Raw genomic sequence first — 18,549 nt, 5'->3', positions numbered from 1 at the left:
AGACAAGGTATTATGAAAAAGATATTCAATTTAATTATAGGAGCCTTTTTATGTGTCTCTTGCGGCGACTTCCTGCACGAGTACTCGCAAGACCTGACCTATGCCAACTCCTGTGCCGATCTGGACGAGATTTTGATCGGAAACGGGTATATGAAGCAATCGGACAATCTGACCCTATTTTATTATGGTTCGGATTACGGTTATTATCCCTATCTGCATATCATGGACGATGATTCAGAAGAGAGCCTGACAGGACAAGTATTTCTTGATTTCGCTGGTAATCCCGTATACTACATGCGAAATTTTTATGCATGGGCGAAAAATCCTTTCATAGGGTATAACGGATCTATTTTTAAAGATGTCGATTGGAAAAGAATGTACGAACACATCGGCTATTTGAACGTAATTATTTCTTACGTGAAAGAATTTCCTTCCGATCCCATAGAAATGAGGCGGCGCATCAAAGGCGAAGCATTATTCCTACGGGCCGGATACTATTTCATGCTTGTAAACCTTTACGCGAACCCGTATTCACGGGAAACAGCAGATCGGGACCCGGGTGTTCCTTTGAATTTAACAGAATACATCGAGGCAAAATATTTCGCAAGAGAATCCGTAGCCACTATTTATAAACAAATCGTGACGGATCTGCAAGATGCCATAAACAATTTGGAGGGGATACAACAACCCACGATCTACCGTGCAAATGAAGTTTCCGCCCGTACCCTGTTAAGTCGCGTCTATCTATACATGGGTGAATGGCAATTAGCGATCAACGAGTGTAATAAAATCATGGAATTGGGATGCAAGCTAAGAGATTTAAATGATTTTAATCCGGGAAACGGCGTCCCGGGAGAAACCGAGCGCGATTACTTCAACACGTCGGACTCTCCGGAGGTTTTCTTCACGCAAGGTTCGCCAACCGTCGGTTTGTTAATGGATAACAACTTTGGTAATGTACGCTATCGAGTTTCCGACGAATTGTACGCTTTATACTCCAAGTACGAAAGCCAAGGATTGGAAGATTTACGGAAAACATGTTTTCTGGAACAGTCCAGGACATCGGGAGAGAGTTCCAACTACTACATGAGAAAAAGTCCGGACAATCAATACGCGAACTGGAATATTACACTTCCGAAACCGACCGTTTTCGACTCGTTTATTCTCCGGGCTGCCGAAGTCTACTTGAATAAAGCCGAAGCCGAAGCTATGCTGGATCAACCGGAAGCCGCAAATACCTTAAAAGCATTGATGGATAAACGTTATGCCGACCACAAATATCCGTCTGTCGACGGACTGAACGGTAAAAGCATGATCGATTTCATCCGGGAAGAACGGCGTAAAGAGTTATCTTTCGAGGGACATCGCTGGTTCGATTTACGCCGTTACGCGGTCTCCCACAAATATCCGGAGAAAAGGTCCATATCCCACGCGGTATACAGATCAGCAACCAGTTATGGCGAGAAAGCTCCGTTGGACAGAATCTACAAGCTGAAACCTTACGGAGAAGACAATGCCTGGGTATTACCCATACCTCCGGAAGAACTTGTTTTCAACAACGGAGTATTGATCGACAATCCGCCGAGAGAAGATCGCAACTAATCTATTATTAAACATTTAAACGCAAAGACATGTTAAAATATTTATTCTATCTAACTTTATCCCTCCTCCTATTCTCCGCTTGTGACAAGGAAGAGAAGGTGTTTGCCACGGAAAACATGTTAGACTGGTTCGTTATCGAAAAGAAATCAGGAGAAGTCAACCAGTTAATTTACAGCATTTATACAAATGACAATATGCCCATATTTGTCAATGATACTATTCATCAGGGGAGCGATCGCGTGGATCATTTCGGAAATCCGATAAAAGATCTGGTACTGTTTGAACCCGGATATCATATTTTCAGCACGGACATATTCGTATCCATAAAAATATCCTCCGACTCCGCAGCCATGCTTAAAGCACTACATGCTATCCAGGAAAAAGTGCTTCCCCGTTTACCTAAAAGCGGAATATACAGACCCTCTTCCATACTATTGGTCGATACCTTGTACAAAGGTTTCAGCGATCTCAATACGCGCATCTGGGGAGAAGTCGCTATCTATCCCGAAAGTCTGAAAGGTGTCACGATAGGAGAGTTACACAAGCTTCCGGATATGACAGACGAGGAATTGAATATATGGGCCTGTCGCATCTTAGCTGCCAAAAGTAAAAGTTGGATTCAGGCAAATTATGACAAAGGTGTGGAAACATTTTCAGAAATAACGGACGAAGGTTTATGGTTTGGATCGAATTACAATAAAAACGTCGGCCTATATCCCATGGAAAGCCCCGAACAACAAAGTTTTTTCAGGTGGGTTTCTCTTCTAAAAGACGGAAAAGGTTACAGATCGCCATCGATCGAAGAAGACCTTATCGAGTACATTACCTACTTTTACGCCTATCGCGGACGAGAAGATGAATTAAAAGAAAAGTACAAAGACTACCCTAAAATACTCCGCAAGTTCGATCTGGTAAAAACATGGGTAGAAGCGTTCGAAGAGTTCCTGAAAAAGAACAAACAATTTTAATAAACTACTGAATAAAAGGTGTTATGAAAAGAATTATTCTTCTTCCGGCATTTATATTATCTGTTGTTTTAGCTTTCGGTCAGGGCGTGAACTTTGAAAAACTGAGTTTCAAAGAAGCCCTCACCAAAGCTAAAACCGAAAAAAAGTATCTCTTTATCGACTGTTACACCTCGTGGTGCGGTCCCTGCAAGCAAATGAGAGAACAGATATTGACACAACCCGCCGCCGGCAGTTATTTCAACCCGTTGTTTATCAGCGTGGAGTACGATATGGAAAAAGAAGGTGCCGAACTGAGAAAAAAATTCGACATCAAAGCATACCCGACCTATTTGATCTTGAATCCGGACGGAACATTATATCATAAATTAGTAGGCAGCAGCCTTAACGCAGAAGATTTCGTCACGAAAGTAAAACGGGGAATGGTAACAGAAAACTCTTTCGGTTATCAGGAAAATTTACATGCCTCCGGTCGAATGAACAACGAACAGCTGAAAAACTACTATTTTCTCTTAAAAGAAACCGCCGAACGAAAACGAAGCATGGAAGTACTGAAGGAGTTAACAGCCCGTTTAAGCAAAGAGGAAAGAATGCAGGCCGATTACTGGTTTTTACTTGAAAACCAAAAATACGGGGACGACGGATTTTCATTCGTGTTGGAAAACTTAGATACATTCAAAAGAAACGTAGGAGAATTAAACATCGATTTATTTCTGTATCAATGTTTCTCAGGAATCATTAACTCCTACACGAATGCTCTTGCAAAAGGGGAATCTATCGACAAGAAAAAAACAACAGACAGCATACGCGATCTGCGTCGTCAACTCTCGACGATCGACATGAAAAACAAAACCGGACTTTTGGAACAGCTCGACTTTCTGGAAGCGACCCTGCTAAATGACACCGACAAAATGCTTCGTGCGATCGAAACCATGATGACCTCGGGACAGGGTAATCTCTATATATTACCCCAGGTTTTACAAATTGCGCACCAAAATAAGAACGAGACCCTTCTATCGGGTATAAAAAAATTAAAGAACAAGATTTTGACTGCTTTCTCAACCGCATCTGACAAAGAGAAGTTCGGAAAAATGATTGACGATCTGGACAAGTAAATAAATTATAGGAAAAATCTGATTTTAGCATGAAAGATAAAAACAAGAAGAATTCCTCCGTATTGTATAATTTTAAATAATGATGTATGAAAAAATGGTTAGTATTATTTGTAGTGACACTACTGATTTTTCCCTGTGTTAACGAGGCCGATGGCGCTTCCAGAAAAAGGAAAAAGAAAAAAGAGAAGGACAAGACCGAGCAGGTAGCTCCCAAAAAGAAAGAGACCCCCTACGAGAATTTAATGAAAAAGCCGGGACGACAAACGTCTGAAAGCAAGTTTATCAATTTACACAAGATCGAGGGTAAATTGTACGTGGAAATCCCGGTGAAGTATATGGGACGCGATATGTTACTGGCCTCCGTAGCCTCGGAAACGAGTGACGATATGTTTTGTCAAATCGGTTTCAAAGAAAAAGCTCCCATGCACATAAAATTCACCATGGAGGACAGCACAGTATTTATGAAGAGAGTGAACGTTTCCACCGAACTGAACACGAGTGAATCCCGTGAAGAGGTAATGAGGAATCGGAACTTTTTGGACCCGATCATCAATACCTACAAGATCGAAGCATATAATAACGACAGTACTGCCGTGGTATTAAACATGACCACCTTATTTACCGGCGCGGAGATGTCTCCAGTCACCAAAGGTAGTATCGTTGTTTCCGTAGTAGCAACTCCTAAAACAGGAGGAACCAGATTAGGAGAAATCAAAGCTTTTGATGATAACGCGGTAATCAAAACATCATACTCTTATAGTGTTTCAATCAATATGCTGGGACTCATCACCCTGCTTTCCAACGAACCTTTTACCGTGAACACCACCCGCTCTTTATTGTTATTACCCGAACATAAAATGCGTCCCAGGTATTCAGATGCCCGAGTAGGCATCTTCTTGACAGGAAAAAAATCCCTCTCGGACAAAGAGGATGGCATGCGAGCCATTTCATTTGCCAATCGCTGGCGTTTAGAACCCTCGGATGTAGCGGCTTTCGAACGCGGAGAATTGGTCGAACCGGTAAAACCGATCGTGTGGTACGTGGATGATGCTTTCCCGGAAACATGGAGACAACCTATCAAAGATGGCGTTTTACGCTGGAACAAGGCCTTCGAAAAAATAGGTTTTAAAAACGTGATGCAAGTTCGGGATTTCCCGAAGGATGATCCCGAGTTTGACCCGGACAACTTAAAATATTCTTGTATCCGCTATATCCCGACCAATATACCTAATGCAATGGGTCCCTCTTGGGTAGATCCGACAACCGGAGAAATCATCAACGCGTCTGTAATCATTTACAACGATTTGATCCGATTGATCAACGAATGGCGTTTCACCCAGACGGCACAAGTCGACCCGAGGGTACGTTCCAAGAAAATGCCCGATGACGTGATAAATGAATCCCTTGCTTATGCAGTAGCTCACGAGATCGGACACACGCTCGGTTTTATGCACAACATGGCTTCTTCTGCCGCTTACCCCGTGGATTCATTACGTTCTGCTTCTTTTACCCAAAAATACGGGACAACCCCTTCGATCATGGATTACGCCCGGTACAATTACGTGGCACAACCTACAGATAAGGGAGTCTCCCTCTCTCCTCCCGATTTAGGTATATATGACGAATACGCGGTAAAATGGTTGTATTCCTACTTCCCGAAAGCTAAAAATGCCGAAGACGAGGCAAAAATAGTGGAAAGTTGGGTCGACGAAAAGGCCAATGATCCGATTTATCGCTACGGCAAACAACAAATTTATTCCAGATTCGACCCGACATCCATAGAAGAAGATTTGGGAGATAATGCCATGAAAGCGGGAGATTACGGGATCAAAAACCTGAAATACGTACTGTCTCACCTGAACCAATGGATCACGGATGATCCGGATGTCGAACAACGGACAAAACTATATAATTCAATTAGCAATCAATATTTCCGCTATATAAATAACGTTATGTATAACGTGGGTGGTATCTACCTCAACGAAGTAAAAGACGGAACACCGGGTAAACGCTTCCAGTCGGTCCCCAAAAATACACAACGCGCCGCGTTGAAATGGGTATTGAACCAGACTAAAAACTGCGATTGGTTAGATAATAAAGAGATTACCAATAAAATCGGCTTAGGAGTGGCCATCTCCACTAAAATTCAGGATTTAACCGCCGAACTTTTATGGAAATCCCGGAATAACGTGTTATTGTCCGCTCACGTTTCCAAAGACCCTTACACGATAAAAGAGTATTTCGATGACTTATATAGTGGTATTTGGGAGAGCGCTATTAAAGGTCGAAAAGTTACTTCCGGGGATAGAATCATGCAAAAAATGATGATTACTTCCATGGCAAGCACTCTGGCAGATAAAAACAAACAAAAACTTACCATGGGTCTCACCTCCGACGAGGCATTTTTACCTTCACTCGAAGAAATTTATCTCTATGGACTGGACAAAACGGGATTGACCGAACGCTATATCGACGAATTCCGCTCGATAGAGGCAGAACAGGGAGCCGGTACTGTAGCCAAAAAATTGATTACCGACGAATTCGGAACAGGAGGCTACAGATGGCAAAGAAAAGTCGAACTGAAAACCATCGAAGAGACAAATACCACTTTGTGGGCAACGGCGATAAAGATCGAAAAGCTATTGAAACAAGCCATAAACACGGCCCCGAATCGGGATTCCAGAGAACATTATCAAGCCATGTTATTCGAATTGACACGTTTGACCAAAGAAGCCAAAAACTGATAAGACAAGTCTTATATTTAATGTTTCAATTTTTTTGTGTGTGTTAAAAAACCGTCCGGAAACTAAAGTTTTCGGGCGGTTTTACTTATTTCATTCTACAAAACAACCGATTTAAACGGTAAAAAGAACAGTATCTCATCCTATCTCTATAAAATCCAAAAAGAAAATAATAAAGAAACAGAAGATGAAATTCCCCATTCGTCCTGAATTCGTTTTTGGGCTATCTTTTTCTGTTTTTTCACGGTCTCCACGGCAAGATGGAGTTCTGCAGCAATTTCCGATGGTTTCTTTCCGTCCAAGGTCATCAAACAAATCTTTTTACACTGGGGAGGAAGCCGATCTATGGAATCAAACAATTGACGATATACCTCTTCCCGAATCATATTATGCAATACAGAAAAAGATTCATGTAACTCCTGTTCTTTTATAATCTTTCTTTCATGATGTTGTTGAATTTTCAAATTCCTCAGATAATTAAAACACTTATGCCGGGCCGAACGATACAAATAAGCACGAAGCATATTTTCATCTTTGAATTTTAATTCTTTTGTCCACAAGTGAACAAATAAATCCTGAACAAGATCTTCAGCTACCTCATGATCATTAAGATATTGCAATACAAAGCACACAAGAGGGTGATAAAATTCTTTGAACAAAATTTTATACCGATCTTCTTCATACATATTATAACTACGATCCATTATGAAAACACCTCTTTTTCTTTACATCCGAAACATCATTAAACGATCTCCAAATTCAATGCTTTTTACATTCTTATTGCATTTTATCAAATATATTTTACACCAATATTCCATTTATAATATCCATTAGAGTTACTTTATTGTATTAAAGCACATTTTTTTATAAAATCTTTTACCCCTTTTTATTCGGTCATGTGTTTATAATATATAAAAATTAGAATAAGAATGGAGAAAAGTTTAAATATAGCAGATATCATCGTAACGTTTATTACCGGAAAAGCGACATGGGAACAGATAACAATACTGGATGAATGGATGAACGAATCCGAAGAGAATAAACGTTTATTTCTTTCGCTTATGGACGAATCGGCTTTCGAAAAACACATTCATGAAATCGTCAACACCGATATAGCTTTTCAACGGGTTGTAACAAGAAGACACATGCTTCACAAACGGAAACAGCAGCGAATCATGGCCATGGTAGCCTCCATCGCTATGATTCTGAGCTTTACCGGGCTTTGGTTATTGGGTACAACAGAAGAAAAAGAAATGATCGCACGGCAGGAATATATCTCCACCGGGAAGAGTAAAGCCTTCCTGACGTTAGCTTCCGGGAAAAAACTTTTACTCGAAAAACAAGATACGCTACTACAAGGAGATCACGCGAACATTCGGGTGTTGGAAAAAGGGGAAGTATCTTATGAAACGATCGACAATACGACCTCACAAGAAATAGAATACAACACGATGGAAACTCCCCGGGGAGCTGAATTTCAACTGGTATTAGCCGACGGCACAAAGGTATGGCTAAACGCCGAGACAAAATTACGCTACCCCGTCCATTTCTCTCAAGCAGAGAGACGAGTGGAATTAACCGGAGAGGCTTACTTTGATGTACAACACAACGAAACTCCTTTTATCGTGAAAACTTCCCGTTCTGATGTAATCGTCATGGGAACGGAGGTTTGCATAAGAGATTATACAGGAGAAACAAATCGTACCACTCTGGTAAGAGGAAAAGTAGCGGTAAAAAACCGAAGCGGCGAAACCTACCTGATCAGACCGGGACAACAAGTCTGCATCGATAAAGACGAAGGAAAGGTAGCGGACGTAGAAACGATCTATTTCACTTCCTGGAAAGACGGTTATTTTATATTCAACGAGGCAACCTTAGGTGAAATCATGAAAGAATTATCCAAATGGTACGACTTCGATTACGGTTTTGCAGATACAGGTACTACAGAAATAAGACTAACGGCCAGACTGAAAAAATACGACGACATCAACCTTATTTTGGACATTTTGTCCCGAACGGGAGCTATCGGTTTTTCTCAAAGAGAACGTTTTATCACGATAGAAAACAAAAAAGAACAAAAAACAACGGGGAATCGGCTCCACCCAAATTCCCCGTAAATATTTATCAATTAACGCTAATAAACATGCAAACTTATGAAAAAAAATGACGCAGACGGGCATTTCCCCCGTGAAAAATTGAGACTACTGAGAAAGTTTCTGGAAATTTCATTTGTAGTTTTTCTGGTAAGTATACCCATAAAAGGGGTTTCCCAAGAAAAAAGATTTACGTTTGAATTGAAACATGTTCCGGTAAGTACGGTATACCTGCATATTGAAAAAAACAGCGACTATTCGTTCGTGTACAACACGCGGGAGATTCAGCGAATCGGTTTAAAAGATTATAAATTCGAAAATGCAACCATCCAGGAAATATTGGATTATTGTCTGCAAGGAACCGATTTGAAATATGAAATTCAGGACAAACACATCATCATCAGCAGAATTCATAAAGTTGCGGGATCGGATGAAATCCAAAGTATCAGAGGCCAGGTGATCGGTAAGGATAGTATCGTGTTACCAGGAGTAACAATCATATTGAAAGGGACCACGATAGGAGTCACAACCGATAGAAAAGGATATTATACGATTCGTATTCCGAAACAGAAGGATGTCGTACTCGTGTTTTCCTTTGTCGGGATGAAAACAAAAGAAATACCTGTCAAAGACAAAAATATCATCAATATCACGATGGAAGAAGAAGCTACCACCGTGGACGAAGTAGTCGTTACCGGATATCAAACCTTACGAAAAAGTGATGTAGTCGGTTCGGTAACAACGGTCAAAGCCTCCGACATCATGATGCCGGCCTATACTTCTATTGATCAGATGTTACAGGGACGTGTTGCGGGTATGTTGGTGATGAATACCAGTTCCCGGGTAGGAACGACACCCAAAATACGAATACGGGGGACCTCTACCATTCTGGGGAATCAAGATCCTTTATGGGTGGTCGACGGAGTAATTCAACCCGATCCTCTACCGATCAATCAAAACGATATCATGGTAGACGATCTGAAAAACATATTGGGGAATCAGATTTCCTGGTTAAACCCCGCGGACATAGAAACCATTACCGTCCTTAAAGATGCTTCCGCCACGGCAATTTACGGTTCGAAAGCAGCCAACGGAGTTATCGTAATTACTACCAAACGGGGACAACAAGACCAGATGACCGTTAATTACAGTGGCACATTCTCCTTCAGGAGAAGACCCAATTACAACCAGTTTAATCTGATGAATTCACAAGAGCGAATTCAGTTTAGCCGGGAAGCTTTTGACGCGGGAGCGGTTTACACCGATGTCCCGGCAAAAACAATGAGTACATACGAGGGAATCATGCGGCTATACAATGACAAACAAATTACCAAAACAGAGGCAGAAACAGCCATCCAGAAATTAGAATCCACCAATACGGATTGGTTTAAACTATTAACCCGAAATTCATTTAGTCACAATCACAACTTAAGTATATCGGGAGGAAATAATAAAATAGTCTATAATGCTTCTCTTGGGTATAGCGATCAAGCAGGAATCGAACTAAACAACAAGGCAAAAAATTTAAGCGGAAGAATTAATTTAGGTATAAATATTCACCCGAAAATTCACCTGGACATTAACATAGTCGGAGCCATCGATCGCACCTGGGGATACGCGGCCAATGTCGACCCGATGAAATACGCCACGGAGACCAGTCGTTCCGTATTGGCATATGATGAACACGGAAACCGCATATTTCAACAAAAAAGAAGTTTTTATACATATAATAAGAATGAAATATTTTTAAATTACCATATCCTGAATGAAGTCGATCATAGTTACTCCAAATCGAAAGCTGCCAGGATAAACAGCACGCTAAATTTCAAATGGGACATATTTCCTTACCTGAGTTACGAATTCGTGGGCGGTATCAATACCAACAACATCAATTCGGAATCTTACGCCGGAGAACAGACCTATTACATCGCCAATCTCTATCGAGGATACGATTTCGGCTCGGAAAAATACGGTTCGGACAGGTACAAAGCCGCCCTGCTACCTTTCGGGGGAGAATTATACAACGGAGCTTCGGAGGTACTTGCCTGGAACGTTCAGAATAAAATCACCTTTTCGAAAACAGTTAACGAAATACACCGCATCAATATTCTGATTGGAACGGAAGCGGCCTCTACCAGCACTTTAAATCGTTCCCAAACCATATTCGGGTACGTCGCCGAAAGAGGAGAGCAAGTCATTCCCCCGACCCCGATAAAAGAGATCGTACCCATCGGTAACGAGGTAACAAACTGGGGTATATTGGATAAACTGTATAACGGGGAAGGTTGGACCCGTAGTACGATGACAGCCCATCAATTTTCGTTATTCGCCACTTTAGCTTATGCTTTAAAAAACCGTTACGTTTTAAATGCCAGTATTCGGAATGATGCCTCCAATCGATTCGGACAAGACCAAAATAAACGATTCGATCCGACTTATTCTTTCGGATTATCTTGGAATATTGCTCAAGAGCCTTGGTTACAATCGATCTCGCCCGTTTTAAATCAATTCAATTTGCGGGCCTCTTTCGGTATACAAGGGAACACGGTAAACAGTATCAGTCCGGAATTGATCTTAACTATGGGGCAAATAAAACAGTACTATGGCGAATATATGTCCAAAATATCCAGACTCCCCAACCCCCATTTAAGCTGGGAACGAACAAAGACCTGGAACTTTGGGGTGGATATTCAGATGTTAGACTGGATTACCATGAACCTGGAATACTACCGAAAATCCTCCAACAATATCGTCAATCAAAAAATTGCCCTGGAATACGGCCGGGAAGGGATGGAAATCAACGGGGGTAAAATTACGAATTCGGGTATTGAATACACCCTCAATATCACTCCTATTCATACCAAAGATTGGGGATGGACTATCGGATTGAATTCTGCCAAAAACTGGAACAAAGCTCAAACACAATCGATCAGTGAAATCAAATTACCGGACTACCTCAACGGGGCTTCAGACAGAGTATTGAAAAAAGGTTATGCAATCTCCAGTTTTTGGGCATTCAAGTACCGGAAATTAAACTCGCAAGATGGTATACCCGAATTCAACCTGCTTTTCAAAGAAGATGAAAACGGAAATTTCATAAAAGACAAGAACGGTTCATACGAATTAAAAGAGATTCAGGAATATACGGATATGCTTGTCTATTGCGGCAAAACAGAACCGGATTTTACGGGAGGGTTGACCACTCGTTTAAGATGGAAAGGGCTTACCTTCGGGGCTAACTTTTCTTTACTGTTAGGAGCCAAAAAACGATTACCAAATCCTTACCCGGCAGACGGAAATATTCCTCTCTCAAATACCAATCTAAGCAAGGAGTTAACCAAACGCTGGAAAAAAACGGGTGATGAAGATTTTACCAATATCCCCGGAGTATATTCGGGCAGAGTAGACAGATATATACTTCTTCAGGACGGAAACACCTATAATCCTTACAACATGTGGGGTTTATCGGATATCAGGGTCGTGAATGCTTCGTTTTTACGATGCCAGCAGATGTCCCTGACCTGGAACATCAATGAAAGTTGGTGTAAGAGATTAGGAATAAAACATTTATCTCTGAACGCGATCGTAAACAACGTGTTCGTGATTGCCGATAAAAAGTTTAACGGATTCGACCCCGAATTAGGTAATAGCGTCCAACCTAAAACCTATTCTTTAAGCGTGAGTATTGGTTTATAAAAATGATGCCTTATGAATAAAATAATAAAATACAGTTTGTGGGTTGCTCTACTTTTCCTGATCTCCTGTCAGGATTTTCTGGAACCGAAATCACAAAGCGAATACGTGCCTAAACTGGTGAAATCTTTGGATGAATTACTCTTGGGTGAGGTTTACATGGGTCCCGGACATAGTGACGGTTCATTTTACAGCGTACTGGGTATATTTGACGATGATGTAGCCACACGTCCCGACTTGGGAGATTATGACGATCTTTACGAAGCAGATATGGCACATATTAAACTTGCATTCACGTGGTCAAAAAACATGAAAAACGAGTTTAGCGGATACAACACCTATGGGGAAGTATACAAAAAAATTGTCGGATGTAATGCCGTTTTAGATTATGTCGACGATGTACAGGGTAGCGAGAATGACAAAAACAAGGTAAAGGCACAAGCCCTTGCTTTTCGGGGATATTTCTATTTCCATCTGGTGAATCTTTACGGGAAACCCTATTCTTTTGACCGGAACGCTCCTGGCGTACCATTAAAATTAAATTCGGGGCTATCCGCAACCGGAATGGCAAGAAATACGGTCGGAGAAGTTTATGAACAGATCATAAAAGATTTATTGGAAGCAGAACACCTGTTCTCGACCCTACCGGAAGAAGAGAGGGATTTACAGAATAACAGAATCAATTTACCCTGTATCCAATTGATCTTATCTCGTGCTTACCTGTACATGGAAAACTGGCAACAGGCTTTGGCTTACGGTAAAAAAGTTATTAAAGATCATCCTTACGAGATTCGAGATTTAAACTCCTTACCACTACCAAACCGTTACAGCGGCTATCCCGAATGTTATACCCACGAGAATCCGGAAGTTATCTTCTTATTCGGTAATCAGGGGGACGTACTCTCCTTGCCTATGAAACATATTAACGTGAAAGAAGCCACAGGATGGGGAAGAAGAAGAGTTGTCTGTGTCGCATCGACCGACCTGATTAACAGTTATGCCCCTTCTGATCTAAGAAAAAGCCATTATCTGACCTGGGAGTCTATCTTCTCCGGAGAAATTCCGGTTTACCGGGTCCCTGTCAGCAAGTACGAAGTCGGGTTTAACTATAACATAAACTGGGGGACGTCAAACGGCAAATGGGGAGTGGCTTTTAAAGTGACCGAAGCCTATTTGAACGCGGCAGAAGCAGCTGCCTTGCTCTACAAAGAGACAGGAAAAGGGGAATACTTGACTCAGGCTAAAGATATGATTGACAAATTAAGGATAAAACGCATTCGTGATGGTGATTTCCAAAACACTACCACGACTATAGCCGATGATTTGATTACGCTCGTCCGAAGCGAACGGCGCCGGGAGCTATGTTTCGAACACCATCGATGGTTTGACCTGCGTCGTTACGGGATGGAAAAACTAAGACACGTATGGTATGATAAAGAACAACGGCCAACCGAATTCTACTTGGAAAAGAACGATCCGGGATACACCTTACAGATACCGAACGAAGCCTTTGAACTAAACCCCGCTTTAGTTCAAAATGAAACAAGGAAATAAATGGTCTAATATTAATCCGAAACACGATGTTAAAATTCATATATTCGATAGTATTGCTAACCTTATTAGGTCTGGCATCATGCGGAGACGACGACAAAATAGTCACCGTGGAAAAAGTCGATCTGCTTCGCTTTGATTTTCCACAAGGCAACGATCCTTGGGACAGAGAAATCGAACAGATTGCTAAAGATTGGGGAATGTATATCATCTACAAAGGAGTTGACAGTACCCATTTAAACCGGAGATGGACCATCCCGCAATACAATGAGCCCATATACGTATGTTCCACCCCCAGCTCCGAAGATATTCAGGTATACCTAAATTTGGTTAAAGAGTGGTTATTGGGAAATTTAGACAAAAACAAGGCTTCCGACAGAAGCCAACTACCAGTCTATCTCTACCTCGTGAATAATCTGCTTGACGGAAATCCGCATTCTCCGACTTACAAGAGGGGACACATCTCATTAAAAAAAGACGGAATGGATTTTTGGTGTCTAAGTTTTATGAGCGAAGAACTGGCAGCCGGATTAACCCCGGAAATGATCCATAACATCGCTTGCAGCTTTAGTTATCCCGGGTTAAAAGCCCGTTTCCTCTCCGGAGAATACAAGATAGCAGACGATTTTGCTTATATGTCGGACTATGATTCTCCCATCGGGATACGCTATTATTCTCTGGAAGACTGGTTACAGGATAATCCATGGTTTCAGAAAGATGACTACGAGTATATGGTTGCCCCTTGGGAACGAGATGCTTACAATGTCTACCAGAAGAGAGGATTTGTTCCCCAATTGAGAGACGATTTCCGGATAGATGATTTCAATGATTTTTTTGGACCTACATACGGGGCTCCGCTTTGGATGCCGTTAATCGAATACGATTACGAATATAGCCCCCTTATTTTACCCTCCCCGGAGGAACGACCTTTATTGGATTTTCTGAACCTGATCAGGACAGCCATGAGATACCCGGAAACTCAGATTCGCGGAACGTATCCCACGGATGTCGAAGATCCCATGGAACAATACGGGAATCAACTTATCAACGACAAATACGATTTGGTGGTTAAATACATGCAAACGACCTACGGGATCAATTTACAAAAATATGCCGAAATCTTAACTCGATAATCTTTCAGGGGAGAATTAAATATCTCCCCCGAAATCACGCAAACATAACAAAATCAATTTTATGAAAAAACAGTTACTATTTATTGCCTTTATAGGAATCATTCTTACGGAATGTACTTCAAACGAATACAGAATAAAAGGTCATGTACAAGGAGTTAAAAAAGCCATGGCTTATTTAATAACACATGCAAATAACGTGGCCGACACCATTGACCAAGCTGAAATCACCGATGGAAAATTTGAATTCAGAGGAAGTACCCCGGAAGTTATCCCAACCCTATTAGTACTATCCGGTCACTCTTTAGGTGGACTTCCTATTTACCTGGAAAATAAAAATTATAAAATCGAAATAGACACCGCTTTTATCTACCTTAGTAAGGTGAAAGGAGGAGGCGAAGCACAGCGAATTGCCGATATTTATCGGAATTTTGAAGTAAAAAGCAGGAAAGAGACGGCAAAATACCAAAAAGAATTTCTTACACTAACCCCTGAAGACAAGCGTTTCAACGAACTACTGGAACTTTTTGACTCCATCGCTCAAAAGACCCGAGACAATCAGGAAGCTTTTATGAAACAACACGCGAATAGCTATCTTGCACTTGAATACTTGGCCAGTACCATACAAAAAAGCACCCTGACAGAACTACAAGAAGGACTAAACCAATTTAGCCCGGAACTACAAAATAGTTTCTCCGGCAGGAGCATAGCTGCATGGATCGATAAACTGGAAAAAGCAGGAATAGGAAAACCGGCCCCGGACTTTACCGTAGAAGATCCGGAAGGCCGTTCGTTTCATTTCTATTCGATAAAAGCCAAGGTCAAATTGATTGATTTTTGGGCCTCTTGGTGTTCACCTTGTCGTGCCATGGTACCGGAACTAAAAAAACTATACAACGAATTTCACGATAAAGGATTTGAAATCGTGAGTATCTCCATGGATAAAAAGAAAGAGGCTTGGGTCAAAGCTATCGAAGAAGAAGAGATGCCGTGGATTCACGGATGCGACTTCAAGGGCAATGACGATATGAAAGTTCCATTGATGAAAGCCTACGCTTTTTGGGGTGTTCCCTATTTGGTACTAGTTGATGAGGACAACAACATCGTCGCACATGCGACCGGAGCAAATGAACTGCACAAAATCAAAGAAGCCCTAATAACGATCCTACTCGGGAAATAACCCACGAGGACGATTCTTGTGGGTTCAAAACAGCCCACAAGAACGGTTCTCTCAAAAGATTCATAAATAAGCGAATCAACTGCTCCATATTAATCAGAAAATAAATCTATGAAAAAATTACTGACGGGTCTATTCTTCATCAGCCTGTTCCAGGGAGTCATGGCACAACAGGCCAATTATAAATTAGCCGAAAAATGCGATTCTTATACTTTGCCGTGGGGATATGAACGTTTAATCCCTTTTTTTGTAACGGGAAGTGACAATTTTTGGTTCAAACAGGAAAACGGGGAAGAAGAGCAATACTATTTCGTAAACGTGAAAGCAAAAAAGATAGAAAAACTGTTCGACTCGGAATATATTGCCGACGAAATGACAAAAGTCACGGGAAAAACATATAATCCTAAAAAATTAGGATTCTGGGGACTACCTTTTGATAAAACGGGCACAACCCTAAGCTGGGATGACGGAAAATTCCGGTTCGAATACAACCGGGTAACCCAAAAACTCACGCATACCCTACCGGACAAAACGAAAGCTAAAAACGACACGAGAGAAATGCCTGCCGAAATGCAAAAAATGATTTTACAGCAACAAGGGTTTTCTCCGGATGAAAAATGGCAAGTGTTCGGAAAAGGTTGTAACGCTTATCTTCGGAATATGGAAGATTCGACTGAAGTACAGTTGACTTTCGACGGAGAACCCGGGTTCTCTTATGCTGGAGAAAAAGACAATAACGAAGTAGTCAATATAGTACCCGTGTGGTTCGACGATTCCAAGCATTTTTACCACTATCGACACGATACCCGAAAAATCGGTGAAGTTTTTCAGCTGAATTACCTGTACGACCGTCCGTCCGCCTATGGATCGAAAATCGTTTTAGCCGGAGATTCCACCCTATTGCACACGGAAATTTCGTTGTTCGACACGGAAACCAAACAGCAAAAGAAGGTCAAAATCGGAAAATGGCAAGATCAAATGTCCAGAATTCTTCATTCCGACACAAAATTAAATAAACTTTACATAGAGCGCAAGACACGAAGATCGAATATACTGGAAGTATGTGAAGTTAATCTGAAATCCGGAGAGATAAAAGTTATTATCCGTGAAGAGGGTGACCCTTACATTGGTACAGAACTGGCCTCCATTCATTTTTTGAACAATTGTAACGATATCATATGGTGGTCAGAACGTGACGGACATGGACATTTTTATCTATATGACGGAAAAGGCAATTTAAAAAACAAGATCACCTCAGGTCCGTGGAGTGCAGGACATATCGTGAAAATAGACGAGAAAAAACGAGATATCTACTTCCAGGCCTACGGTATTACCCCCGGTGAAAATCCCAGTTACGCCAAAATTTGCAAAGCCAATATCGACGGGAAAGGAAAAATTGTAATTCTCACGCCGGAAGAGGCGACCCATTCCATTCAATTTTCTCCCAGCGGCCGATATATTATCGACACCTACTCTCGACCGGATCTTCCGTACCAATTTACCTTAAGAGACTTACAAGGTCGCCTCGTCATGAAATTGGCGGAAACGAATCTAAATACGCTCTATCATGCAGGCTGGAAACTACCGGAAACCTTTTCGGTAAAAGCAGCGGATGAAAAAACCGATCTTTACGGGGTGATGTGGAAACCTTTTGACTTTGATCCGAATAAAAAATACCCCGTTATCTCCTGCGTCTATCCCGGTCCTCAAACCGATAACGTACCTTTGACTTTTGCCATTAACTCCATGAATGAGAAATTAGCACAAGTAGGATTTATTGTGGTGGCTTTCAATCACCGGGGCGGACTCCCGTATCGAGGAAGAGATTACCATTCCCACGGTTACAAAAACATTCGCGACCATGCTTTGGCAGACGATAAACGAGGGTTGGAACAGTTAGTCGAACGCTATTCTTTTATTGACGGGGAACGGATTGGAATATACGGACACTCCGGCGGGGGTATGATGTCGACAGCGGCAATTTGTACTTACCCGGATTTCTACAAGGCCTGTGTCTCCTCGGCAGGGAATCACGACAACAACATCTATTCTCAGTCTTTCGTGGAAGGACATTACGAGATTCATGAAGAAATGCGAAACGTGCAGGAAAAAATCAAAACAGCCGACGGGCGAGACACGATCGTCAGCCGCAAAAAAATTCTCTATACCACGAATCTACCAACCAACATGGAACTGGCTAAAAACTTGAAAGGCCATTTGATGCTGGTTGTAGGAGGACAAGACGGAAATGTACATCCAGCCAATACCATACGCATGGTCAATGCCTTTATCAATCACGGAAAAGACTTTGAACTGGTCTTTTTACCCACGGCAGGACACACTTACGACGGTATATCCGATTGGTACTTCCAACACAAATTACGATCTCATTTCGCCAAATACTTATTGGGAGATTTTACCACTCCCTGTTTTTACGATGTCGAGATCGATCAAAATTATAGATTAAAATAGTTCTTACCAT

At 41.5% G+C, this 18,549-nt stretch carries 11 protein-coding genes; 10 read left to right on the top strand and 1 reads right to left on the bottom strand.

The window, feature by feature from the left end:
• The first annotated feature begins 12 nt into the window (after window positions 1-12).
• The 4 genes from PGR74_RS05300 (at window position 13) to PGR74_RS05285 (ending at window position 6,426) form a co-directional block, all read left to right on the top strand.
• Window positions 13-1,602, top strand: a complete 1,590-nt coding sequence (locus tag PGR74_RS05300; RefSeq protein WP_041504125.1) for a RagB/SusD family nutrient uptake outer membrane protein — start codon at window positions 13-15, stop codon at window positions 1,600-1,602.
• A gap of 29 nt (window positions 1,603-1,631) precedes the next feature.
• Window positions 1,632-2,570: a hypothetical protein gene (locus PGR74_RS05295; RefSeq protein WP_041505060.1), complete on the top strand. Its 939-nt coding sequence runs from the start codon at window positions 1,632-1,634 to the stop codon at window positions 2,568-2,570.
• A 23-nt stretch (window positions 2,571-2,593) separates the two neighbouring features.
• Window positions 2,594-3,682, top strand: a complete 1,089-nt coding sequence (locus PGR74_RS05290) for a thioredoxin family protein (protein WP_052649382.1) — start codon at window positions 2,594-2,596, stop codon at window positions 3,680-3,682.
• Between the two features lie 86 nt (window positions 3,683-3,768).
• Window positions 3,769-6,426 (top strand): zinc-dependent metalloprotease, encoded by a 2,658-nt coding sequence (locus tag PGR74_RS05285; RefSeq protein ID WP_041505059.1) that lies wholly within the window; start codon window positions 3,769-3,771, stop codon window positions 6,424-6,426.
• Window positions 6,427-6,572: 146 nt separating this feature from the next.
• Here the strand turns inward: PGR74_RS05285 and PGR74_RS05280 are convergent, their stop codons facing one another.
• Window positions 6,573-7,109 carry an RNA polymerase sigma-70 factor gene (locus PGR74_RS05280; RefSeq protein WP_236684985.1) on the bottom strand — a complete coding sequence of 179 codons (537 nt, stop codon included), beginning with the start codon at window positions 7,107-7,109 and terminating at the stop codon, window positions 6,573-6,575.
• A gap of 243 nt (window positions 7,110-7,352) precedes the next feature.
• Here PGR74_RS05280 and PGR74_RS05275 point away from each other — a divergent pair, with 243 nt between their 5' ends.
• The 6 genes from PGR74_RS05275 to PGR74_RS05250 all read left to right on the top strand — a co-directional run bounded on the left by PGR74_RS05275 (window position 7,353) and on the right by PGR74_RS05250 (window position 18,539).
• Window positions 7,353-8,540, top strand: a complete 1,188-nt coding sequence (locus tag PGR74_RS05275; protein WP_041505058.1) for a FecR family protein — start codon at window positions 7,353-7,355, stop codon at window positions 8,538-8,540.
• A gap of 36 nt (window positions 8,541-8,576) precedes the next feature.
• Window positions 8,577-12,212, top strand: coding sequence for a SusC/RagA family TonB-linked outer membrane protein (locus PGR74_RS05270; protein ID WP_110688772.1), 3,636 nt, complete (start codon window positions 8,577-8,579; stop codon window positions 12,210-12,212).
• Between the two features lie 12 nt (window positions 12,213-12,224).
• Window positions 12,225-13,763: a RagB/SusD family nutrient uptake outer membrane protein gene (locus PGR74_RS05265; RefSeq protein WP_041504119.1), complete on the top strand. Its 1,539-nt coding sequence runs from the start codon at window positions 12,225-12,227 to the stop codon at window positions 13,761-13,763.
• Between the two features lie 26 nt (window positions 13,764-13,789).
• Window positions 13,790-14,893 carry a hypothetical protein gene (locus tag PGR74_RS05260; protein WP_110688773.1) on the top strand — a complete coding sequence of 368 codons (1,104 nt, stop codon included), beginning with the start codon at window positions 13,790-13,792 and terminating at the stop codon, window positions 14,891-14,893.
• Between the two features lie 61 nt (window positions 14,894-14,954).
• Window positions 14,955-16,070 (top strand): TlpA disulfide reductase family protein, encoded by a 1,116-nt coding sequence (locus PGR74_RS05255; RefSeq protein ID WP_052634766.1) that lies wholly within the window; start codon window positions 14,955-14,957, stop codon window positions 16,068-16,070.
• 108 nt (window positions 16,071-16,178) lie between these two features.
• Complete coding sequence (locus tag PGR74_RS05250) at window positions 16,179-18,539, top strand: S9 family peptidase (protein ID WP_041504116.1); 2,361 nt, start codon at window positions 16,179-16,181, stop codon at window positions 18,537-18,539.
• Window positions 18,540-18,549: the final 10 nt, after the last annotated feature.

It is taken from the genome of Sanguibacteroides sp. AM78-02pH3A (assembly GCF_027666085.1).
GTDB lineage: Bacteria > Bacteroidota > Bacteroidia > Bacteroidales > Marinifilaceae > Gabonibacter > Gabonibacter massiliensis.
Note: the sequence above shows the minus strand (reverse complement) of the source record. Positions and strands in the feature narration are given on the sequence as shown.